The sequence below is a fragment of the Gluconacetobacter entanii genome, from assembly GCF_013155425.1.
In the GTDB taxonomy this organism is placed as follows: Bacteria; Pseudomonadota; Alphaproteobacteria; order Acetobacterales; family Acetobacteraceae; genus Novacetimonas; species Novacetimonas entanii.
In genome coordinates this window covers 1-20,696 of the sequence record NZ_JABJWD010000087.1, presented here as the reverse complement: position 1 = coordinate 20,696, position 20,696 = coordinate 1, and the positions used below count along the sequence as shown (strand labels likewise).

At 59.2% G+C, this 20,696-nt stretch carries 23 protein-coding genes; 11 read left to right on the top strand and 12 right to left on the bottom strand.

What is annotated here, in order from left to right; translation table 11 throughout:
• The first annotated feature begins 1 nt into the window (after position 1).
• The 3 genes from HNH97_RS14445 to HNH97_RS18015 all read left to right on the top strand — a co-directional run bounded on the left by HNH97_RS14445 (position 2) and on the right by HNH97_RS18015 (position 1,079).
• A complete protein-coding gene (locus HNH97_RS14445) occupies positions 2-415 on the top strand; it encodes a hypothetical protein (RefSeq protein ID WP_087608983.1) in 414 nt (137 codons plus the stop codon).
• Positions 416-601: 186 nt separating this feature from the next.
• On the top strand, positions 602-748 hold the full coding sequence (locus tag HNH97_RS14440) for a hypothetical protein (RefSeq protein ID WP_157684880.1): 147 nt from the start codon (positions 602-604) through the stop codon (positions 746-748).
• Between the two features lie 58 nt (positions 749-806).
• A complete protein-coding gene (locus tag HNH97_RS18015) occupies positions 807-1,079 on the top strand; it encodes a hemagglutinin repeat-containing protein (RefSeq protein ID WP_087608984.1) in 273 nt (90 codons plus the stop codon).
• Positions 1,080-1,170: 91 nt separating this feature from the next.
• Here the strand turns inward: HNH97_RS18015 and HNH97_RS14430 are convergent, their stop codons facing one another.
• Positions 1,171-1,521: a hypothetical protein gene (locus HNH97_RS14430; RefSeq protein ID WP_171791351.1), complete on the bottom strand. Its 351-nt coding sequence runs from the start codon at positions 1,519-1,521 to the stop codon at positions 1,171-1,173.
• A 167-nt stretch (positions 1,522-1,688) separates the two neighbouring features.
• Here HNH97_RS14430 and HNH97_RS14425 point away from each other — a divergent pair, with 167 nt between their 5' ends.
• Positions 1,689-2,060, top strand: coding sequence for a hemagglutinin repeat-containing protein (locus tag HNH97_RS14425; protein ID WP_171791350.1), 372 nt, complete (start codon positions 1,689-1,691; stop codon positions 2,058-2,060).
• Positions 2,061-2,077: 17 nt separating this feature from the next.
• Positions 2,078-2,248 (top strand): DNA-binding protein, encoded by a 171-nt coding sequence (locus HNH97_RS14420; RefSeq protein WP_087609063.1) that lies wholly within the window; start codon positions 2,078-2,080, stop codon positions 2,246-2,248.
• Between the two features lie 95 nt (positions 2,249-2,343).
• Here HNH97_RS14420 and HNH97_RS14415 read toward each other — a convergent pair whose 3' ends face one another.
• From HNH97_RS14415 to HNH97_RS14365, 11 genes are all read right to left on the bottom strand, one after another.
• On the bottom strand, positions 2,344-5,427 hold the full coding sequence (locus tag HNH97_RS14415; protein WP_171791349.1) for an ATP-binding protein: 3,084 nt from the start codon (positions 5,425-5,427) through the stop codon (positions 2,344-2,346).
• Between the two features lie 13 nt (positions 5,428-5,440).
• Positions 5,441-5,842, bottom strand: coding sequence for a hypothetical protein (locus HNH97_RS18010; RefSeq protein WP_244949479.1), 402 nt, complete (start codon positions 5,840-5,842; stop codon positions 5,441-5,443).
• A 274-nt stretch (positions 5,843-6,116) separates the two neighbouring features.
• The gene (locus tag HNH97_RS14405) at positions 6,117-6,587 is read right to left on the bottom strand and encodes a hypothetical protein (RefSeq protein WP_048855555.1); all 471 of its coding nucleotides are present in this window, start codon (positions 6,585-6,587) and stop codon (positions 6,117-6,119) included.
• Between the two features lie 93 nt (positions 6,588-6,680).
• Positions 6,681-7,226, bottom strand: a complete 546-nt coding sequence (locus tag HNH97_RS14400; protein WP_010515535.1) for a hypothetical protein — start codon at positions 7,224-7,226, stop codon at positions 6,681-6,683.
• 17 nt (positions 7,227-7,243) lie between these two features.
• Entirely contained in the window at positions 7,244-7,945 is a 702-nt protein-coding gene (locus HNH97_RS14395; RefSeq protein WP_216657677.1) for a hypothetical protein, read from the bottom strand.
• Between the two features lie 537 nt (positions 7,946-8,482).
• A complete protein-coding gene (locus HNH97_RS14390) occupies positions 8,483-9,721 on the bottom strand; it encodes a DotG/IcmE/VirB10 family protein (RefSeq protein ID WP_171791347.1) in 1,239 nt (412 codons plus the stop codon).
• The gene (locus tag HNH97_RS14385) at positions 9,721-10,701 is read right to left on the bottom strand and encodes a DotH/IcmK family type IV secretion protein (protein WP_171791346.1); all 981 of its coding nucleotides are present in this window, start codon (positions 10,699-10,701) and stop codon (positions 9,721-9,723) included. The genes HNH97_RS14390 and HNH97_RS14385 overlap by 1 nt, the downstream gene beginning before the upstream one ends.
• A complete protein-coding gene (locus HNH97_RS14380; RefSeq protein WP_014106834.1) occupies positions 10,698-11,333 on the bottom strand; it encodes a DotI/IcmL/TraM family protein in 636 nt (211 codons plus the stop codon). Before HNH97_RS14380 ends, HNH97_RS14385 begins: the two co-directional genes overlap by 4 nt.
• A 132-nt stretch (positions 11,334-11,465) precedes the next feature.
• A complete protein-coding gene (locus HNH97_RS14375) occupies positions 11,466-12,344 on the bottom strand; it encodes a hypothetical protein (protein WP_171791345.1) in 879 nt (292 codons plus the stop codon).
• A 248-nt stretch (positions 12,345-12,592) separates the two neighbouring features.
• Positions 12,593-13,396, bottom strand: a complete 804-nt coding sequence (locus HNH97_RS14370; protein WP_171791344.1) for a helix-turn-helix domain-containing protein — start codon at positions 13,394-13,396, stop codon at positions 12,593-12,595.
• A 355-nt stretch (positions 13,397-13,751) separates the two neighbouring features.
• Positions 13,752-14,129: a hypothetical protein gene (locus tag HNH97_RS14365; RefSeq protein ID WP_171791343.1), complete on the bottom strand. Its 378-nt coding sequence runs from the start codon at positions 14,127-14,129 to the stop codon at positions 13,752-13,754.
• A 43-nt stretch (positions 14,130-14,172) separates the two neighbouring features.
• On the opposite strand from HNH97_RS14365, the gene HNH97_RS14360 reads away from it, so the two are divergent.
• From HNH97_RS14360 to HNH97_RS14335, 6 genes are read left to right on the top strand one after another with little or no spacing between them, the layout of a single operon-like run.
• Positions 14,173-14,517 carry a hypothetical protein gene (locus tag HNH97_RS14360; RefSeq protein ID WP_171791342.1) on the top strand — a complete coding sequence of 115 codons (345 nt, stop codon included), beginning with the start codon at positions 14,173-14,175 and terminating at the stop codon, positions 14,515-14,517.
• Positions 14,514-15,101, top strand: a complete 588-nt coding sequence (locus HNH97_RS14355; RefSeq protein ID WP_171791341.1) for a hypothetical protein — start codon at positions 14,514-14,516, stop codon at positions 15,099-15,101. The genes HNH97_RS14360 and HNH97_RS14355 overlap by 4 nt, the downstream gene beginning before the upstream one ends.
• On the top strand, positions 15,101-16,285 hold the full coding sequence (locus HNH97_RS14350) for a hypothetical protein (RefSeq protein WP_171791340.1): 1,185 nt from the start codon (positions 15,101-15,103) through the stop codon (positions 16,283-16,285). The genes HNH97_RS14355 and HNH97_RS14350 overlap by 1 nt, the downstream gene beginning before the upstream one ends.
• A 9-nt stretch (positions 16,286-16,294) precedes the next feature.
• On the top strand, positions 16,295-17,707 hold the full coding sequence (locus HNH97_RS14345; protein ID WP_171791339.1) for a hypothetical protein: 1,413 nt from the start codon (positions 16,295-16,297) through the stop codon (positions 17,705-17,707).
• 22 nt (positions 17,708-17,729) lie between these two features.
• Positions 17,730-20,090, top strand: a complete 2,361-nt coding sequence (locus tag HNH97_RS14340; RefSeq protein ID WP_171791338.1) for a DotA/TraY family protein — start codon at positions 17,730-17,732, stop codon at positions 20,088-20,090.
• Between the two features lie 23 nt (positions 20,091-20,113).
• On the top strand, positions 20,114-20,611 hold the full coding sequence (locus HNH97_RS14335; RefSeq protein ID WP_112209948.1) for a hypothetical protein: 498 nt from the start codon (positions 20,114-20,116) through the stop codon (positions 20,609-20,611).
• Positions 20,612-20,696 lie beyond the last annotated feature (85 nt).

Sequence of the window (20,696 nt, the reverse complement as noted above, 5' to 3'; positions counted from 1 at the left end):
CATGATTATGCTATTGAGAGTAGAGAACAAAAAGCCAATTGAGGTAGATGAGTTTTCTAAAATTGAGAAAGCGCTCAGGTCATTAAGGAGTTATGGACCACATTCTTATGCTATATTAGAGAGTAGTGATGGTTCATACATACAGGTTGCGGGTGGAAGGGTAACGTGCGTACTAGAACTGCGGGAAAAAAAAGATAACAAACATCTTAGAGCTTATCTTCCCATTCCACATGTTTGTTATACCGGTGAACAAACTTTGATGTTTGGGGCAGGGAAAGTAAAAATGCTACCAGATGAAATTTTATTCATAAATGATGTGGTGTCTGCATTCAGAGCGTTTTTTGAAAATGTACCTTTCCCATCGACTATTAAGTGGAGGGATATGTCAAATATTTTTAATGATCCTTCAACATAATAAGTAAGGGACCGGCTGTTGATTTTTACTGAAAACCGACTCTTATAAGATATAAATTTTCATCGAGAACTGACCCAGCAAATGCTATTTCTGGCATAGTAAGGCAGGCGGGATACCGTTGTCGGGCGGCAGCGTGGCGCTGGCGGAAAGGCGCAGTCGCTCAGCGCGCTGGGCGATACCACGCTTGTGGCAGGGCAGGGGATCACGCTGGGTTCGGTTGCGGCGAGCGCGTGGCAGGACATCGAGCAGCATGATTACAGCCACCGCGCGGTCGAGACGGAGAATTTCGGGGCGTTGGTCAGCATGGGCGGGAACCTGACGGCGGCGACCTGACCCTCGCGGGCGCCACGGTCGCGGTCGGGAGGTCGGCCACGCTGATGGCGATGGGCACGTGAACCTTAACGCGGTCACCGACAGCCAGTCCTCCTATATCCGCACGGTCGAGCACGGCTTCTTCAACAGGACCACCAGGACCTCGAGTGAAAGGTCCACCGATCAGGTCGGCAGCATGGTGGCGGCCAATGATAATGTCACCGTGGTCTCGGACAAGGATATGTCCGTGGCAGGTTCTGTCGCGGGCGGCGGCAATCTCACGCTCCAGGCCGGTTGTCGCACGTCAACAGGTTTGGAACTGCGGGACACAAGAAATGGAACCCCATCATAGTCCACAAACGGCCTGCTGATGGGGTTCTAAAATGGCTCTGATAGACTTCTAAAAGCGTGCCGTGCCACCCTGAATGCAGGGAGGAAATTTGTCACGTGTGGAAGCTGATCGAGACGTGACCTTTTGCGCCAGGCACGCCCATACCATCCCCGCCATCACGTCCTGCCATGGCGGTCAGAACAATCTTCCCGTTAATCGCGAGTGACGCATCATGGCCACGGCGACCGGGATCAGCAGAGATCATATCTCCTTCGCTGCATGGGAAGAGGAATGCTTGTTTTATCTGTCCCGGCTGTGGTGCCGGGTCTCGTGGAAAGCTGCCAAAATTCCCGCTATGTCCGGCCATGCTGTCAACCTTTAGCCGCCGCGCTCCTATCGGTGCACGTATTTTCCCAGCTTCCGTGAACACCTTGCTTTCGATTTGTCTGTTGGTACTGATCATGGGGAGTCCTGAATGGTCCATCAAAACTGGAAACATTATACTGGATGCACGCCTGTCTCCAAAGAACCATCTTTTTCAATCATCCAGCAGAGGCTATATTGGCTGCGGCACGTCGCGACACGGTGTAATTCAGCCTGCCGTAGGACCGTCCCTATGACGGGATCGCTATGTGGGGTTCAAGGCTGGCCCCACCGGCGTGCCACTCTTTCGCGTCGCAGGACATCGAGCAGCATGATTACAGCCACCGCGCGGCCGAGACGGAGAATTTCGGGGCGTCCATCAGCACGGGCGGGAACCTGACGGCGGCCGCCCTCGGCGGCGACCTCACCCTGGCGGGCGCCACGGTCGCGGCCGGGAAGTCGGCCACGTTGCTGGCGACGGGCAACGTGAACCTCAACGCGGTCACCGACAACCAGTCCTCCTATAGCGATAGCCGACCTGTCCGTTCGTGTCGGCACGTCAGCAAGTTCCATCGCGCGCCTGGAAAAGGGAGATCCCGGTGTCGGGATCGCGTCTCTGGCGCGACGTGTTTGTCGTAATTGGTCTTTCGGGCCGCATGGCCAACCTGATTGATATCCGCAAGGATGATTTGGGACTGGCATTGGCTGCTGAACGGCAGCCCCGGTGGGGCCGATCTTCTGCGACCACGTCGCGCAGGCAGCAAGAGAAGGATAAGGCCACGCATGGGGGAGTGGAAATTATTGACATGGACGGTGCTCCGTTCTGATGCCTGATTTCAGCGCCCATATCGTCCTTGGCGTTTGCCTCAACATTACCGTAACATTCAAGATGTGAGGCCGTCAGGAAATTACCGGCCACTTTTTACTCACTGGCAATTTCGAGTTCCGATTGCTCATCAATGGCGCGCAGGGTTTCATACAATCCCGCGGCTACGCCTCTACCTTCCACGATCTCGTCCGCCAGTTCGTCCAGAACGCCGGCAAATGCTTCATCAGTCGCGAGACCGAAAACATTCATGCGTTCGCTTTTTCTGCGTTCGATCTCGCTGTTTGCTGTTCCCGAGGGAAATACGGTGGCGAGCATCCGCAGGGCGCGGGCAAAATGGATCCGTTTGTAAAGGCGCGAACGGAGCGCCGTGTCTCCAGGCGTCGTCGAGAAAGACCAGAGTTCGATTGGCCCCAGGACGTTCACCAGAAGCTGTTCATACTTTGCTTCTCCGGCCGACATGTCCACGAAGAATGGCGCACCGTTCTTTCCCGGCCCCGGCAGCGCGTTGCGGATCACATAGGCGCTGGCATCGGACAGCTTGAATCGTCGGATAAGGCTGTCTGCCGTCTCCTGATCACCGCATTTGAGGACCCATCGGGCGGTTGATATCTTGTAGAGGTCCTCGCTGAAATCGGTATGGTTCTGTGAAATGAAGGCGAGCTGGACGTTGTGCTTGCGCCCCTCACGGCCGTCGCGGACAGCCTGCTTGTCTACCTGGGGCGCTGGTTCGGTACGGTGCCACTCATCGAAGTCGACACGCTTCGTCGTTTCATACATCTCAGTGAAGCGGGCGAGATGATAGTCCCGCATGGACGGGGGCATATGCGGGTCGTCGGCATAATCGGGATGGAGAAAGAAATTCCGGGCCAGGATATGGCGGCCAAGCATATACATGAGCGCTGTCTGGCGGTTGGCCGCGGGAGAGCCGGATGGTGCCACCTCGGCAAGATCGAGAACGATCACGCGCGCGTCCCCCATATCCAGCCTTGTCGGGGACGCCAGCATGGGAAAATTCTTGATCACGTTCATGATGTAGCGATCAAACGTGTCGATCAGGCTTTCTCCAGTTTCCAGGGTGATCTTGGAATAGCGTTTTTCGATTTCCGGGCTGCGGGCCGCAATCAGCAGATCCTGCAGGACCGGTACTGCATGGCGCTGGGCAAAACCTGCAAGGCGGTATTCCCTGAGATTGACAAGGGCATCGACGATATCCCGCCACCATGTCGGATCGTCCTCTCCCGCATGGTGGGGCAGGCTGATGCCCAGCGATGTTATTGCGGCATCGACGTCGGGCTCGATCCCCGGAGTGTAGATTTTGGGCGTGCCCCCCTGCACCCCGGTACAAAGGCGGTAGGCTTCATCAATCACGTCCTCTACCAGATGGTCCATGCCCTCCCACGGCCTGCCGTCCAGCGGCGTAGCAAGGAGCGAGATGAAATTCTGCAGGAAAACGCGCTCGAGTGGCAGGGGATATTCCAGTCCGACCTGGGTATCGAAGACATTGACCTCGAAGCCCGGGATTGCCTGCATCTTGACGTAAACCGCCTCGTGCTGGCGTTCGGGGCCAAGTGCGTTGCGCAGCATCTCGATCAGTCCGCGCGAGGACGGCCCGATATCGAGCTTGCCGATATAGGGGAGCTTCGTGCCGTGGCTGCTGATCGCGGCGCTGCTGAGGATCAAGCCCAGCAGAATGGTATTGGCCAGAACGGATTTTCCGCCCCCAGGCGGAGCTACGATAATGTCTACGACGGATGGGCGTAGCCCGCCCCCGGTCGGATCGTAAGGCCAGATTGAACCATCGGGCTTGCGGAAGAGGATGGATCCTTTCTGCCACGGTGACGCACTGCGTGCCCACGGCATCATGGAGAACGCGTCACCGACAAGGGCGAGCGATGAGGTCGCAGTCGAACCGAGCGCCAGGGCAGGGACAGAACCCATGGCCGCTTCCAGAGGATCGCCGGAAATCCGCGTTGTCTTGCTGTTGCCCCACGCATCAATTGCCTGGGAGAGGTCCGACGCCTGCCGTCGCAGCTTCGCCTCTGCTCCAACCGGAGCCCAGGTTGTGGCGGTCATGCGCATCCGCACGGAATTATGGTTGTTTTTCTGGCGCTCCAGCTTGAGTGCGGCAAACGCCCGTCGAATGTCGCTATTTCCGGGGAACATCGCCAGAAACCCGGCTCCGGCTTCCTTGAAGCCGAAGGCGGCGCGGCCACCACCCTCCAGGATCATGGCGCTGCGCCATGGCAATCTCTTGCGGCCAAGCACGCTGGAGAGTTCGGAAAACGGGCGCGGATCCTCTGGGCCAATCGTCATGTCGACCGGGGCGTATGTATAATCCCCCACGGTCACGAGCTGTCCTCCTTTCGTTTCGGCGTCGGCATTGAAGATCTGGTCCCGGATCGCTGGCCAGAGCAGGCCCTGCGGATGTGGCTGCGGATCATCCAGATCGTCGGGAAGTCGTGGCATGACCCGGTCACCCAGCAGGGTCGGTTTCCAGGCGGAGCCCGCCGTTTCACGATAGGTCGCTTCGCGCGCGACCTGCAATGCCTGATGTGGACCAAGGAATTCGCAGGAAATGTCGAACCCCTGCAGGGCAGCCTGGACGCGTGAAATGAACGATTCATGGCGGGCCGCCATGATATCGGAGCGCAGGGCAAAACGTTGGGTATTGCCCACGCGGGGAAATTGGGAGGCAAGGGTCCTGCGCTCCTCTGCCACCTGTTTGCGGTCCTCACGTGTCAGCACGCTGGGCCGGGTCCACAGGACATAACAGGTGGCCTCCCAGCGCATGACGTTTGGCCAGCGCCGGCGCCTCTCTTCGATGACGTCCGAAAGGTCTGCTCCGATCTGCCGGGCTATGGACCGGCAACCATTGAGACACAGTCGGTCAATCTCGATACCTGAGCGCTCGGGATCGGAAATATACCATCCCACGATGGCATGGCCACGTTCTTCAAGGAGACCCTGCAATTCTATACGCTGCTGCTCGGCGAGCGCTTCCACTTCCTGCCGCGTGCACATGCGACGCAGGCCATTGATGCGTAGTACGGAGACATATTCACCGCGTTTGGTGATGAGATGGTCCCCGTGCGTACTTTCCACATCGCAGAATGAGGCAAGGGGCTGGCGCAGCCCGAGGCTGATGCCGGCCAGCAGACTGGAAAGAATACCGCCCATTGATATGATCCTGTCATGTCATGACCGGTTGGGGATCGGCATCAAGCCATTCCCTGACAAGCGCCGGGTAGATGTCGGTGGGGCCGTTGTAGAGACGGCCCAGGGGGAAGAGCCGGATGCCGTCCATCAGGGTGGTCGCGCTTTCATTGATCTGCGGGTCCGTCCGGTTCGCCATCAGCAGGGCAGTCGCCAGCAGTCGGGGAGAGGTTGTCTCCAGCCGCCGCCGGGCTTCGGTCGTTCGCGCGTGCAGAGCGCGGAGCACAGCGAGAGCGCTTTTGCATTGCGCAGGCATCATCGCGGTGTCCGACCCTGACGCGATCGCGTCCATTGCACGATGCCAGACGACATCCTGTCCGTTTGGCCCATTGCCGAGCGTCTGCATGAGGGCCTGATGCGCGCAGCGGGTCAGGGTCATGATGCGGGCCTGCGGCAGTTTCGGCCACCATATCAGGACGGCTTCGCGTTCAATGGCCGGACGGGTCGGATCCTGCAGGATGTTGCATAAGGCGCAGACAGGCCCGGGTCCGTCACCATGCCATGGAAACCTGCGACTAGGCGTTATCAGGCCGCAGCAGGCACATGTGAAAAGGTCCGGCTCACCCATCTCCCTGGCGCCTGGCGCTGACGGATCCCATGGGCGCGGCAGCAGCCGGAAAGACTGGGTGAGACGGGCCATTGCGATCGGGTTCCTAGCCGCCGCTCGTGAACTGATAGGCCTGAGCCTGCGTACCAACGGTTGCCGAGCCGCCGGACGCGGTGTTGGCAGCCTTGTTGATCCACTGCGGACCCGTTGCGAAAAGACCGCACAGCACGATGCCGGCGATTGCCATACCGACCTTTCCGGGCGAACGGTTCTGTTCGTTGCGGCTCTGCCAGGCCGCCCATACGCCGCCGATGAAGCAGATGAAGGCAGCGACATACATGCATGCAGCAGCGACAAAGCCGCCCGCTGTCAGCCCCTCCTGGGCGGTGGCCTGCATCTGGGCCCCGATACCGTTTGCGCTGCCGGTTGCGGACTGGGCCAGCGCATGGCTGGCAATGAGGATCGGGACGGCCAATGTGCCAAGTGCCATGACGGCACGCTGTCTGTATCCGGCCCGTTGTGTCACCAGACGCGTCAGTCGCGCCGCGCTGGTGGTGCCTGTGCGAGAGAGGTTCATGGTCGAGGGCTCCGTTGAAAGAGGGATCATGTCCCCCGAATCATTGTTCTGTCGGCAACATGCGACTTCGAACGCTTTCTTTGCGGACAGGACCTAGCCGGACGTTGTCCAGTGGCTCAGGATCCAGGTTGCTTCCTTGACGGGATTGAGGAGGATCACGCCGAAAACGAACTGGATGAGGCAACTGAGTTTTGAGCGGTTTGTTTTTCCGGTCGCCGACGCGTTCCACGCAACGACCGCCATGAACGCCGCCCAGGCGCCGAACATTTCGAAGAACAGGGCGAAATCACTGACGATTGACAGGATGGCATCCTCTGGGCCTGTCCCGGAAATGACGCTTCCGGTCGCGGCATCCGTATAGCCGGTGACAGAGGCTCCCAGCGAAACCTGCGTATCGAGACCGGCAGAGGTGGTGGACTTGGTGAGTATCCTGTCAAAGGTGGCAAAGACGCCGGAAAGGACAATCCCGATCCAGGGCACCCAGGGGCGGCCGACGAACGGGTTCTGGGGCTGGCGCTGCTGCCATAATCCCCATGCCCCGGTCAGGAAGGCTATCCACGCTGCAATATAGCAGGCCATTGGCAGCAGCCAGGCCATGGCGAGAGCGAGATCGTTGACGAGGTTGACCAGACCTTGCACGTCGATGTGTCCTTGCCTTACTGGATGATGCCGCGTTCAGCCTGGATCACCCACATCGTGCCGCGTTGAGAGATGGCGCGCACACGCCCATATCCGCGGAGATCGGTGCCGATTTCGATTTCGGACTGTGGCGGTTGCCCGGCCGGCGCCGCATCGTCCTGCACCATGGCAAGCTGGGGAGATGCAGCAAGTATCCGGTAGTGCGGCGTCCATGTCGGGGGCGGAGCAGGAGGCATCTGGCGCATTTTTGCTGTCCGGGACGCTGGAGATTGCGGCGGCGTTGGTGCTGGTTGTGGCTCGGCCGCCGCGGCTTCCAGAGCTGCCCGTGCCTTGTCGGCTGCGGCACGTGTGGCAGCCGGTCCATCTGACGGGGGCGCTTCGGCGTCGGCCACGGCTCGTTTCGCTTCGAGGAGCGCCATCCGGCGGTTGAGATCCGAAGCCTTTGCCGTATCTGCGATACGCAGCCGGTCAAGATCCTGCCGGAGTGCTGCGATGTCGCTGCGGGTCCGCTGCACCAGTGCTGCTTCTTCTGTTACAAGCTGCAGCACCTGCAACTGGTCGTCCGATGTCAGGGGAGCCGCTTGCAGGCGGGTTGCTTTCTGGACCGCATCGTCCGTCGGAACAGCCTTTTCGATGCCAGTGTCGTGTTTCTGCGCGGGCATGTTCTCGGCCGACGGGGTAGCCGGTATTGGGCCGGCGGGATGGGGCGGCTTTTTCATCGCAAGAAGTGCCTTGAGATCCTCATCTGTAGCCGAGACCTGAGGTACCGGGGATGATGGCGATGATGTAGGCGAGTGCCCCGGCGCTGGAGACGCTTTGGGGCCTGCTGGTAGCAGGGCGGAAATCATTCCGACTTCCTGGCCCACGGGAGACGCCTGCCTCTTTGTTATGCCCATCACGAGGAAGAGGGAGAGCAGACCGCCGACGGCAGTACCCGCGATGATGACCTGCCTGCGGCGCGGAAGCGCCCTGAAAAGGGCTATTGCATGTGGAACGGGTCGGTTCCTGTCAGGTGCTGCTGTCACAGGTTGCGGGTGAGGAGAGGGTGGCTCGGCAATTGTGTCCGGCGTGGGTGAAGGGTCAGGCTCGGGCATTGTGCCCAGCTTGCGGAACGGAACAGGCTCGATGCCGCGATCCGCGCTGAACGGATCCCGGGACGTCGTTGCGGTTGCGGTTGCGGCTGAGGTCATGGTGAATGCTGCCTTCTGGTATAGAGTGCAGAATTCGTCGATATCATGCGACCGGTGCCCGAAAACTTACTTCTTCATGACGACGTCCGACATGAAGATCACGCCAACACTGACCTGAGCGGCAAGATTTACGCGCGGCTGGGTCGGCATCTGCTGCATGAGCGCGCTGTTGACCTGCGAGGCCGCCGCACCGGCCGCCACGCCCAGTTGTTGCGGAAAATTCAGTGACTGGACGTAGTTGACGTTGCCGAGGGCTCCGATCGAACCGGTCGTGTTCGACGTCATCTCGATCGCCTGCCCGAGACCCTGGACAAAAGCGGCTGCGGCGGGAAGCACAAAGCGTTCAACGTATAGCTGGTCAACGCTTGAGGCCACGGCAGCTTCCATGGTGTCCGGCGCAACCACCATACCTTCGACCTGGATCGGGGTCGGATCATTCTTATGGAAGACCTGATCAACGCGGACAACCAGCCTGTTCAGATGTCCCCCGGCCCTTCTGACGGATGCTTTCATCCTGTCGCCAGCGAGTGGACCTGAATCAGCTTCCAGGATGATTTCTCCCCCGAGATCGCTGTTGGTTGCTGAAACCGTATGTGCGTAAATTCCCCGCCCGGCAGGAACAAGGACGCGGGAGAGGGCCGTCTGGGAATTTGCTGTCGCCGCCGAAGTTATTGAAGGGGAGACCACCGGTTTCTTTGTCTGCTCCCTCCCACTTTCCGCCTTTTCATACAGGACATTTGTGACCGGAAAGCGTCCATCAAGACGGCCCGCGAGATCCATGATCGCATGTCTGTATGCGGTGATGGCGTCTTTCTGGAGCTGCGGGTCACGTGGCATGGCAGCACGGAAGGCTGCATCCGTCTGCACTGGTACGACGGGAACGCTTGGTACGACCTCAGGCGCGTGCGGGGCTGGCGCTGCGGCGGCCTTGGCCATCGCCGGGTTGGCGTCCGCCCCGACCTCCTGGGCGACCGCGGGCGGGGGAGGCTTGTCGTCGGGATGGGTGAGCGTGCCCGGCGCAATATCAGGTGAATACGACTGTCCCGCAGTCTGTGCCCGACCTGCCTCGTCGCGGATCTGATCTTCGCGGAGTTCCTGCTGGCGCGGATTGGAATTCAGGCCGCCGGGCAGGGGGTTGGCGGCAGGCGGCCTGCCGGGGTCCGAGCGTGGAAGCTCCTTACGGTGGATGGTGGAGATGAGTAGCGTGACGCCAAGAACGGTGCCGATACTCCCAAGGATTGCGAGCAGACGCCGGTTTCCGCCCCGCGACGCATCACTGAACAGCTGGTTGAACCTGGGTTTCATCACTGTGCGTCCCTGATATGGGCCGAGACCGTCCGTCCCGCATCGGAGAGAAGAACAACGGGGGACTCATGGAAGGCATAGAGCGTGTATCCTCCTTCACCCTGCTCCATGCTGTCCGATGAGGGCGTCATGAGGTGAAGGCGCGTGCGAAGATAGACCTCGTTTCCAATCCGCCAGGCGCGCACGTCATCGGGGGAAATACCCTCGACGGCCAGCGGAACGGCTGACGCTGGTGGAATGCCGCTTAGCATGGCGTTCATGTAGGGCTCGCCTGTCGCGGGCACTCCGGGGTGGCTGTCGACCGGCTCCCGGGCGTTGGGCCCTCCCTCGGACATGCGAACGGTCAGATTGTCATCGTAGGATCCACGTCCCGCGATCAGCAGGAAGGAGACCGGCTTTGGCGCGTTCTGAAGCGTTACGAGCAGTCCGCCTCTGGGCTGGAGCGACATCGGTTCGATATTGATGGTATTGGAGCCCTTGAACGGGACGCAGGTATAGAAACCTGTTGTCTCGACCGCAGGATTCCCGGCCGACGCGCCGCTTTTACCGGAAGCACAGTTCGTGCTGCCGTCCGGATTGGCGGAATTGCCAGACGTATTCCATGCGATCGGCCAGGGCTGTCCCGTACTGTCCACAAAGGACAATGCGGTCGGATAACCTTTTGTCGTAAAGATCAGGCTTGTCTGCTGACCAGGCGCAAAGGAGACACGGATCGCCGGGCGCGCATTAGGGGTCGCGAATTCCGTGCCGACCTGCTCCGTGGCACGACGCACGTCCTTCAGGCGTTCCCCCAGCCGAAGGATTTCTTCGGGGGTGAAAGGAATGGCCTCATGCTCGGCCTCACCTTCGGCTGCTGTATCAGGATCGTCTGCGGGTGTCGCCGCCGCCGGCCCGGGCTGTGATGGCTGCTGTGCGAGTGCCGCAAGTGGCAGGATGGACAGGGTCAGCGGAAAGAGAGAAAGAATTCGCACGGTTGTCACTCCCTCCCCGACGAGACGACAAGCTGTTCGATGGCCAGTCCATCCGGGTGATCCAGATCCTCCACGCGATCAATCGTCACGGTTGCCATCAGCATTTGCGTATTCTGCTGGTTAACGTTTTCGCAGGTCTGGATGAAAGGGAACTGTATTACGTAGCGCGCGTGTCCCTGCACGACAGTCTCGGCGCGTACGGTCGCGGCCCGTGTCGGCTGCGCGTAACAGAGCAGTTTTGCATCCCTGAGTTTCGCCAGATTCCCCTGCGTAATGAAAGACTTTGCAAAGGTGTTCCATCCGTTGAGCGTGTAGTGAGCGCCCGCGGTGTTCATCTGGGTTGGAAAATCACGATAGTTGATGTTGTAGGGTGCGATCGCCCATTTGACGGCCCAGCCGAGAAGCTGGTCCTGGCCAAGTACCGGACTGGTGAGCGCCACGGCCGGTCGGGGAGCATTCTGGCCGTCAACGTAGAAATAGAGGGGTGTGGGCGGGTGTGCACGGATATAGGCGTCGTGCGCCGAGAACACGATGACCACGCCCGCCAGTGCGATGTTGAGCAGCAGTGATCTGTCTACAACAATCCCCTGAAAGTCGGGGTCGGTAAGCCGCCTGGTTACTGCGGAATTAAACAGCCGCATGGCGCGCCTCCCTTACGGGGGCATGAAAAAAGGTGGTCATCACTCTACTCTCATTTCCCGACGGTGATGAGAGCAGGCTGGAAGTCTATCTTGCGACCAGCACGTTTTTTCTTTGACGGTTCCCGGCACTACTCAGGCGGCAATGCCATGCGTGGCGGCAATGCTGCGGCGGTATCGTCTGCTGACCCGGTCACCACCCTTGCGGGTGGTCCAGAAAAAGCATCCGCTCTTGCAGAGGCATTCCCGCCGGATGTAGTGGTGTTCGCCGATATAATATTCGGCCCTCGCATGAATGAACCAGGGCACTTTCGCGCCGCGTCGTGGTGGAAGCTGCTCCCAGCAGCTTTGGGATTTCAGCGCACTTTCCGAAATAAGGAAGTCCCGCGCAATTTCACGCGGGTTCTGAAATGCAAAATGGCGGTAGGCGATTTCAATGTTGGCGGTCTCGTGCCACCGTACCTTGTCTCCCCCCTTATGTCCTGTGAGGGTCAGCCTGTTGAGGCTGTTCCTGACAAGCCATGTCCGTCCCCGACGGGCTTCATGCGGAAGCAGGGAGGCCTGTTCCCATGTCAGGACAGCTTCGGGATCTGCGGGAATGGCGCACCGCTTTTCGGCAAGTATGGTCTCCGCCTGTATTTTTGAGAGCCTGAAGCGCGGTGGCAGGCCAAGCTGCTTTCTTTTCGCACGGACACTCCGGGCCGAGCGGCCAAGCATCTCGGCTATGTCGGCGGTTTTATCACCACAGAGCCAGCGTTGGCCAAGGATGAGCAGCTGGGTCCTTGTCCATGCACCCCTGCGTGCAGGCGCTTCATAAAAAACATTCTGGGGTCGGTCGGTCCATTGTGCGACGGACTCCTTTACCTCCTGCACTGTCAGGGTAAGCATTGTCGCCACAAGGACCTCGTCGCACAGCCTGGCATAGAGGGCGCGCGTCATTTCTGGCGTGGGATAGGTCTGAAGCCATGTAAACAGACCGTGTTTTATGACCTGGCCGAACGATGCTGACTTCATGGCGGTATGCCCTCGTCATCGCGTTTTCGGGATAGGCTGCGTGTTTTGGGAATAATATCTCTTAAGCGTTATATAACCGTCAAGAAATAAATAGCGCAGAACGCGCTAATATGACTCCGGACGCGGTCGCCGGTCCGCGTTGGTGATCAGCCGGGGCACATCACCTGGAATGGACAGTCCAAGGCATGGGGCCTGCCATAAGAAAGGAGACCCCTTTCCTGACAGTCTCCATACCTTCATGCACCCGGTCAGTAGTTTGCGATATCGTCGAGGTGACCAATAATGGACTCGAGATCAGCGAGGGCTTCGAGTTGTGATTGCGCGGACATTGCCCACGCGGTCATGTCCAGGGAACGCAAAAGGTCTGCGTCGTCATGTATTCCCGGGATCAGGTAATAAACGGAGACAGACAGTCCTTCGGCAATGCGATAAACCGTTTCAAGGCTTGGATTTCTCAGCCCTGCTTCGATCAGGCTCAGGCTGGTTAGGGAAACATGTGATTTATGGGCGATCTGGCTCGCTGTTGCCCCCTGAAGCGTCCTGAAGATCTGAATCCTGCGCCCAAATATCTCGAGGAGGTCCTGCCGTTCCCCCGAGGTGAAGGCGACACTGTGTGAATAATGATCGATCGGCAATCTGGCCGGTATTTCCGGCAGGTTAAACGTCTTGGAAATATTGCCGATAATGTCGCGTAATTTCTGGATTGCCAGATTGTAGTCCGAACACTGCCTCATGGTCTTTTTCAGCTGCGTGGCGGATGCCACCAGATCCAGATGGGCAAACCATGTTCCTTCCGGTGCACCTTGCGGAAGAATATCGCGCGGATCTATCTCGAATACCCGTAGCAGCGCCGATAATGTTTCCAGGGAAACCGGACGACCTGCTTCGATGCTCCGTATGACCGATACATTCAACCGTGCCTGTTTGGCGAGGTGCACCTGCGTCCAGTCAAGCGCAGTCCGCCTGTCATAAATGATTTCCCCGATGTCTCTATATAATTGGCCGGATGCGAATAAAGCCTCGGCTTGCATCTTGCCATTGTCATGGGACATTTTCGTTTACTCTCACGGCGGGCATTTTCCTCAGCAAAAGAAACTTCCAACATCCAGAAGATATCGACTGGCCGCGTCCTGACAGCGGATCAGCCGTGACGGAACGCCATGATAGTCGAGTTGGAGCCCGTAAAAAAGGTGTCTGAAGTCGCAAAGGCCGCTGCTCTTGTCAGGAGAGCTTGATGGAGACACTCATATGCCTGTTATGCCTGCCGTGGTTATGGCGCTGGCCTCTGGCCCCATATCTGTCACACCTGCCGCGTTTCATCTGGTCCAGACGACCTCTCCGGAAACTCCGCCCCGGCCGGCGTTGACGTCGCCCTCAATGGGGACGACCGGCGGGGAGACCTTACCCTCACCGGGAGATGCTGGTCAGGAAGGGCCGGGCGTATTGCCGGGTACTGGTACGGATCCTCGAACATCCGGCAATGTTCCAGCCCGTCGATATTTCCATATCGCCAGTGGATATGGAAAGCAGGTTCCACTTGGCTTCGCCGTACGCCAGATCGTTCCACATGGGGTGCGTGTCGTGTTCGCGGCGGACGTGGACACCAGCGTTCCTGTTGACTGGCAGGGCGGCCGGGAATGGAACAAGGTTCTGGCGACCACGGCAGCCCAGGCGGGCGACGCCATTGATGTTGGTCATAATAAAGTCGCGGTCCGACATCGAATTCGCTGACCGGTCGCATGATGGCCCGACACCTTCGTCGTAACCACCCGAGGAAGGTTCCATGAACAAGCCCTCATCCGTCCGGAAATCCGGACCTCCTTCCCCGATGCCCAATGTCGCCCTTGCGCTGGATGCGCTCGGCGAGATCTGGCGCATAAGGGGCGGAGAGGACGTCATCGCGATGTTGGACAATGATATGACAGCGAGGACGGCCTGGCACGCCATCCTCTCTGGTGTCGCGCCGCATGAATGGCCTGATCTGGTCAACTCCCTTGACGCGCTGATCCCCTATCTGCGCGGCCGCAGGGACCTGTTGTCGGCGGACAGCCCTTTTGGACGGGGCGTGATCTCGGAAAGCAGGCGCCAGGCGCTTCATCGCCTTCTTGCTCCGGAAAGGATTGCCCTGCTGGAGGCAGTGACGCGTCCGGCTACACGTCAGGAGGCCGCATGATCCATCTGCGATTCCGTGTCCTGTTGTCAGTGGCTGCCGCTCTTGTATCGATACAGGGGCATGCGCAGACCACGTCATCAGCCGCCTCTGGTGCCACGACATCTACGGGAAGCGTCGGCTGCGCCGCCCTGACCCAGGCGGCGGCAACAGCCGTAAACGAACGCGTCCAGGCCAACGACGCCTATGAAAAGCAGCCGGATAGCGTCAATGGCCTGTCCTGCCTGAGCAATTTTTTCAACGGCACCGGACTGAATCTCATCACGAACGGCCTTGACCCAGCAGCCCTCCTGCAGGCCGTCGAGGGCCAGATAGGTGGCCAGGTCTGTCAGGCCGCACAGGCGGCATGGGGGAACGCCATGGGGGCGACCCAATGTGGACTCAGTCTGTCGGGCGTTAATCTGGGGCTCGGTTTTGGCTCGAGTAGCGGACTCATGTGTCCGAGCCTGAGTTTCGGTGGTGGTGGTCCGCCAATTGCGACTGCCATTGCGGGGACGTCGAGCGGTACGACTGACCTGTATATCAACGGCTCTCCCCAGCTTCCGACCGGATACAGCCCGAGCAATCTCGTGGACGGAGTGTTCTGATGCGCAGGCTGCAGATGGTTGCCATTGGTGCCGCTGCGTGCGTCTGCGTGCTGGCAGTCACGCCGCGTCCGGCATACGCGCTTTTCAGTGATGCCGCGGTCGTTGCAGCGATCAAGCTTCTTCAGGCGTTCACGGGCAATGCCCTCAATACGATGACGAAAAACCTGACGGACAGCATCGATTCAAATCTCAGTAGCCTTACAAACCCGAATTCCGTTGCGTCTCTCCTGACGAAGGGTTTCACGCAGGTTGCCAATTACGCGAAAGCCCAGGTCGGTGCCCAGTCGCAACTCATGGATGCCCAGGACGCGGCGATAGCCGGATTTCTACGGCGTCAGCAGGAAACCGGAATCCGGGATGAGCATATGATGAACCCGGAATTCTGCGCGGGCCTTGATGCCCAGCAGTCCACCGTGGCCGCGTCCAAAGCGGCGCGCTCTGCAGTGTACGCCATTGCGACCGTGAGTGATCCCCGCGGTGAGGCAGGTCAGGGGACGCCCTCCTATTACGGCAAGTCACAGGGCACGGATGCGAACATGTCCCTGCACCTCAAGCGCTACTGTTCATCCGACGACGTGGCGCAGGGGCTCTGCTCTTCCGTGTCCCGGCTGCCGAACGCCGACCAGCGTGCCGCCAGCCTGTTCGGCGCTGATACCCTGTCCGCGGATGGCGCAGTGGATGCAGCCAATGATTATGCGACCACGCTCATCCAGCCGGTAGCACCGGCGGCCCTGCGTGGCGAGCAGCTGTCCAGCCTTCGGGGACGTGAAGCCGCAACCCGGCGCCGGTCGTACAACAGTCGTATGTCTCTTGCTCGCTGGGTCACGGGCTACGTCACATCTCTTGGTGTTCCGTCTGTCACGCTCACGCGGGACCAGAAGGCTGAAATGACGGCCGAGGGGCTTACGCCGCTCGACAAGGCGTCGTGGCTGCAGGCCATGGCGCTGGAAGTCAATCGCAGGGTCTCCAGCGTAAGCTGGAACGCCTCGCTCCAGGCAATGCCTCCCGCATCGGTCATGCGCGAAGTTGCCACCGAGATGGCGCAGGCCAATTACCTTGCGCTGCAGAACTACCGTCTCGGGCTCTACCTCGCGACCATGGGAGCTGCCCGGGTCGCGCAGGAAGAAGAGGTCGCCTTCAAGGACGGCCTGACACCGATGCCTTCCCCCACGATCAATCCCTAGAGGTTTGCCATGTCTGAGGCCCAGCAGAAAACAGGCGATATCGAGGATGTGCTGAAAACCCTTGATCGCGTGCAGTCCGAATACAGGAAGCAGGCACCCGGGCAGGCCGCCGCATATGATCGGCTACGGCAGGAATCCCGTGAGCCTGACGTTCATAATGATCCCGGCTTCCGTACGCGCGTCGCATACGCCGTGCAGGATGTAGAGCGCCTTTTGGGACCGACGCTTGAAAAGGAGCATCCTCTCCGCACCGAGATGACAGAGCGCGCGGCGCATTACCCAGGTCTGAACGAACCTGTGGTCGCTGCGATGATGCGTGAAACGCATCGCCTTCAGCAGCCAGAGGTAAACGCGATCCGGACACTTGCCAGCGAACTGGTTGAAGGACGTCAGGATCCGGACCACCCGGACATCGCGCACACCATCGAGAACCTGAGGGCGACCGTCTTTCCCGAACCAGGGCATCAGCCAGCGCCAGGGCATGACCATGCTGCCGGGTCTGCGCACGATGAGAAAGGTCAGCCGGACAAAACCCGTGGAATGGCGTCGCCGGGGGAGGGCGCTCCGCCTGGACCGGAGCAGTCGGCCAGCAGTCAACCCGGACAGACCCATACGACGGATCCTCAGAAGGACTTTCGAGAGAAACAGACAGGTCCCGCAAAAGATGCGCCGGAAAGCCGATCGACGATGGATGGCAACGGCACAAAGGAAAATGCGGCAGCGAACACCCGGGAAATGAACGCGGCGGCCAGGGATCAGGAGGACGTCAAGGTTATTCGCGGTGGCGGCTTTGCCCGCCTCGCGGAAGCGATTGCCTCGCGCATTGATAGCCAGCCTGCGAACCCGGCATCATCATGGATGGAAAAGGCCGCCGATTTCAGCACCCGGCTGCACAACGCGCGTGACGAAAAGAGCCTGGAGGCGACCGAACGTCTGGGAAAGCAGGCGGTGGAGGCCCTGCGTGACCTCAGGGAGCGGCCAGCTTCCTCGATAATGGCGGCGATCTCAGATGCAGGAAAGGGCGACCCTGACGGTGTTGCCGGTGTGTTGTCGGAGATGAAGGCCGGTGGCCGGTATGCCGATCTGCATAGCCAGTTTGTGACGGAGAAACAGAATAACCAGGCGTTCGCGGCGCAACTGGAGAATGTCACCAGCAGGCTCGAAGCCTACGGAAAGGGAAGGGAAGCCGCCGAGGCAACAGGCCAGCGCATGGGAATGTCCGGCAGTGTGACGCAGCGCTTCACCCAGATCGATGCTGAGATTGGCAGGACTGCTGCCGAAGTGCCCGGAAAAAAAGAGGGGGCCAGTGCGCTGGAAGACATGAGCGAGAAAGTCCGCGAGATGATGCACAAGGCTGTGACTGCGGTCACGGACTTCATGACGCGGATGAATCCCGGTCCCACCGCCAGTCCTGCGCCGTGACTGTGCTGCTGGAGGACAAACCATGACGCCCTTTCGTCGCCCTGTATTCGCCATCCTGCCACTCCTGTTACTGTCGGCTCTTACCGTGTCCGCTGCAGCGCAGACGGTTGTTGCGACCGGTTCGGGAGATGCAGCCAGCAGCACGGGCTATAACGTGACATGGGACCTGCTTGATCCGGGCAGTGACTGGGCGGCGCAGGTCATCCGGTCTGTATTCCCGGTTTTCGGGCAGGATACGGGCGCGCCCAGCATCGGCAACGAGGCGACCGTCATAGGAACCATGATCGGGTGGTTCTCCGGGTTCGTCATGGCATTTGCGATGGCGGTCGTAAGCTATATCTACTTCATGAACATCCACCGGGGTGCAGAAACAGCACAACTCCTTGGTAACAACCAGACCAGCATGTCGATCGTGCGGATCGGGATTGCGGCCATCCTGATGTGGCCGCTTCCGACAACCGGCTTCAATGCGGCGCAGGCCGTTGTCGTGCAGGGCTCGCTTTGGGGCATCGGTATGGCGAAGGTCGTCTATGACAAGGCGAAGCAAGCAATCGGACCAGACGGCAAGGTCATCGCACAGCCCCTTATCCCCGGCACAAAAGGGATTGTGACCGGTCTTGTGAAAAATGAGTTCTGCCGGGCCATTATTAACATTGCTGCGAATAACACGAACCTGATTGCGGCCCCGACCGGGCAGACCGTCCTGTCCGTGACCGGCGGGAAGATGGGAATCATCAACTATTCTTACAATATGGCAGCCGGCGCAGGAGACGGGACACCAGTTTGCGGGGCCGTAAGTCTGCAGGCGCCCAATACTGACGCAGTGAATCTGGCTGGTTTCCAGGTCGACCAGGCGGGTATGCAAAAACAGGTTCTTGATTCCGTGATCCTTGGCGACATTCGCAGCCAGGTTGCGCAGGTCGCGCAGAATTACTGGCAGACGAAAACGACAGCGTCCCTGGCCCCACTCATGACCATCATCGTCAATGCCACCAACGATTATGCGTCGCGTCTCACGACGCAGGCGGCACAACTGCGCTCGAAGCTTCAGGACACGGTCAACAATCAGACGCTAGCGCTCCACCAATGGGGGATTTCGACGAACGGAGATGCGGTCAACACCAGCAACCAGATGGATAATCTCGGGTGGACTGGCGCAGGAGCCTACTATCTCGAATTCGCGCGCCTCAATGGCCAGACCCTGTCTCTCATGACCGCAACGCCAACCATCACTACGCCATCCTATTCCGGTCTCGGAAACTATCTTGCCTCGGACATTGCGCCCCTGGTGCAGTCTGCGGACACCTTTATGGAGAACATCGACAGCATGGTTGCGACGCAGGACGGCGTGACCGCGCCAGGCGGGAATGCTGACCTGTACACGGGCGCAATACCGGGTGGAGACGGTGCGGGAGTGCTCGACCAGCTGTTCCGCGCCCTGCACCTGAACGATTACGCCCTGCAGATCGTGACCGGATTTATCGAGCCGTCCGGGACGAACGGCTACTGGACGGATCCGTTTGGCAATCTCATGTCACTTGGAAACTGGATGATCACGACTGCCCTTCTCACCATGGGCACTGCGTCGGTTCTTTCTTCTACGGCCGGGACCGTTGGTATCGGCGTGCTGTCGCTTCTGAGCGGGAATCCAGAAGGCGCCGTTGCGGCCGGGGCCGGGCACGCGCTGATGCACTTTTTTGGCGCGCCGATTATCGGCGGCTGTTTCGCCATGCTTATGCCAGGCCTCACCATCGCCTATGTCATCCCGATGATCCCGTTTGTCATGTGGATGTTTGCCGTAGCCGGGTGGTTCATCATGGTTTGTGAGTCCGTGATTGCAGCACCTCTGTGGATGCTCGCGCATATGACCATGAACGGGGAAGGGCTGCACGGTCATGCAAAACAGGGTTATGCCCTTCTGTTCAATGTCATCTTCCGGCCGGTACTGATGCTATTCGGGCTTTTCCTCGGATATTTTATATTTGATTCAGTGTCGTGGCTGATCCACATGTGTTTCGGCATTGCGGCCGGACTGGTGCTGTCAAACGGTTGGATTGTCAGCAACTTCCTCGGCATGATTGTTCTGGTTAGCCTCTTTGTCATGATTCACGTCACCCTGGCGTTCATTTCATTCAGGATGATCTCGATCCTGCCCCAGCGGGTTCCCGCGATGATCGGATTTGGTGACGTGGATCGCGTTGATATCGACCAGTTCAGCAGGGACGCCGCCGTTGTCGGTATGGCGGGCACGTTGCTCTCGATTCAGCAGTCTCTGGCAGGAAATAAAGCAGATAATCAGAATGGGCCGGGACAAGGCAACGGTGGCATATCTTCTGGTGCTCGAGCCCTGATAAGTGATACAACAATGAAAAAGAGCGTCTGACTTTAGGGTCAGGAGGAACTGAGATGTCGAACTGTGGTGGCCTGAGCGGGGCTGCAGCGTTCATGTTGGGACGTGCATCGCACCAGTACGAACAGACGCTGGGGAACTCCATACAACGTGCGCTTTACGGCCGACGGCCTGCGCGACCGACAGAAGCCGATGAACTTGCTCACCTGCTTTCGCAGATGACAAGTCTACTGCGACAGAAGAACGCGGAATCTGACAGACTTGAGGAGCATCTGCTCAGATCCAGGGAATATGCTTCTGGTCTGGAGGCTCAGATCAAAGACCTGAAAGACACTCTCGCTCTCGCAGATGCAGCAACTGCGCGGCAGGCAGTTCAACTTAAGGCTGCTGGGGACCGAGAGAAACGCCTGGCGTGCGATCTTGCGGCAGCCCACGATAAATACCATCGACTTAGCGACGACCATACAATGCTGAAGACTAAAGCCGAGAACATGGAACGACGGATTTGGGGCTATCTTTCCATGGAAAATGAATGGAGAAAGCGGCAGTCCTAGGGCCTGTTAGGGCTTGATCCAGTCTGCTGCGGCAGCGATGTGGATGACCGCGAGGAACGACGTTGCTGTTTTTTCATATCTGGTT

Excerpts from the sequence above, each read along its gene's own strand:
- HNH97_RS14405 (WP_048855555.1), bottom strand. The coding sequence starts at position 6,587 with ATGAACCTCTCTCGCACAGGCACCACCAGCGCGGCGCGACTGACGCGT.
- HNH97_RS14420 (WP_087609063.1), top strand. The coding sequence starts at position 2,078 with ATGGCCAACCTGATTGATATCCGCAAGGATGATTTGGGACTGGCATTG.
- HNH97_RS14415 (WP_171791349.1), bottom strand. The coding sequence starts at position 5,427 with ATGGGCGGTATTCTTTCCAGTCTGCTGGCCGGCATCAGCCTCGGGCTG.
- HNH97_RS14425 (WP_171791350.1), top strand. The coding sequence starts at position 1,689 with ATGTGGGGTTCAAGGCTGGCCCCACCGGCGTGCCACTCTTTCGCGTCG.
- HNH97_RS14445 (WP_087608983.1), top strand. The coding sequence starts at position 2 with ATGATTATGCTATTGAGAGTAGAGAACAAAAAGCCAATTGAGGTAGAT.
- HNH97_RS14360 (WP_171791342.1), top strand. The coding sequence starts at position 14,173 with ATGCCCAATGTCGCCCTTGCGCTGGATGCGCTCGGCGAGATCTGGCGC.
- HNH97_RS14355 (WP_171791341.1), top strand. The coding sequence starts at position 14,514 with ATGATCCATCTGCGATTCCGTGTCCTGTTGTCAGTGGCTGCCGCTCTT.
- HNH97_RS14365 (WP_171791343.1), bottom strand. The coding sequence starts at position 14,129 with ATGGAACCTTCCTCGGGTGGTTACGACGAAGGTGTCGGGCCATCATGC.
- HNH97_RS14380 (WP_014106834.1), bottom strand. The coding sequence starts at position 11,333 with ATGCGGCTGTTTAATTCCGCAGTAACCAGGCGGCTTACCGACCCCGAC.
- HNH97_RS14335 (WP_112209948.1), top strand. The coding sequence starts at position 20,114 with ATGTCGAACTGTGGTGGCCTGAGCGGGGCTGCAGCGTTCATGTTGGGA.
- HNH97_RS14390 (WP_171791347.1), bottom strand. The coding sequence starts at position 9,721 with ATGAAACCCAGGTTCAACCAGCTGTTCAGTGATGCGTCGCGGGGCGGA.
- HNH97_RS14340 (WP_171791338.1), top strand. The coding sequence starts at position 17,730 with ATGACGCCCTTTCGTCGCCCTGTATTCGCCATCCTGCCACTCCTGTTA.
- HNH97_RS14430 (WP_171791351.1), bottom strand. The coding sequence starts at position 1,521 with ATGATCAGTACCAACAGACAAATCGAAAGCAAGGTGTTCACGGAAGCT.
- HNH97_RS14395 (WP_216657677.1), bottom strand. The coding sequence starts at position 7,945 with ATGAAAAAGCCGCCCCATCCCGCCGGCCCAATACCGGCTACCCCGTCG.
- HNH97_RS14370 (WP_171791344.1), bottom strand. The coding sequence starts at position 13,396 with ATGTCCCATGACAATGGCAAGATGCAAGCCGAGGCTTTATTCGCATCC.
- HNH97_RS18010 (WP_244949479.1), bottom strand. The coding sequence starts at position 5,842 with ATGACCCTGACCCGCTGCGCGCATCAGGCCCTCATGCAGACGCTCGGC.
- HNH97_RS14350 (WP_171791340.1), top strand. The coding sequence starts at position 15,101 with ATGCGCAGGCTGCAGATGGTTGCCATTGGTGCCGCTGCGTGCGTCTGC.
- HNH97_RS14375 (WP_171791345.1), bottom strand. The coding sequence starts at position 12,344 with ATGAAGTCAGCATCGTTCGGCCAGGTCATAAAACACGGTCTGTTTACA.
- HNH97_RS14345 (WP_171791339.1), top strand. The coding sequence starts at position 16,295 with ATGTCTGAGGCCCAGCAGAAAACAGGCGATATCGAGGATGTGCTGAAA.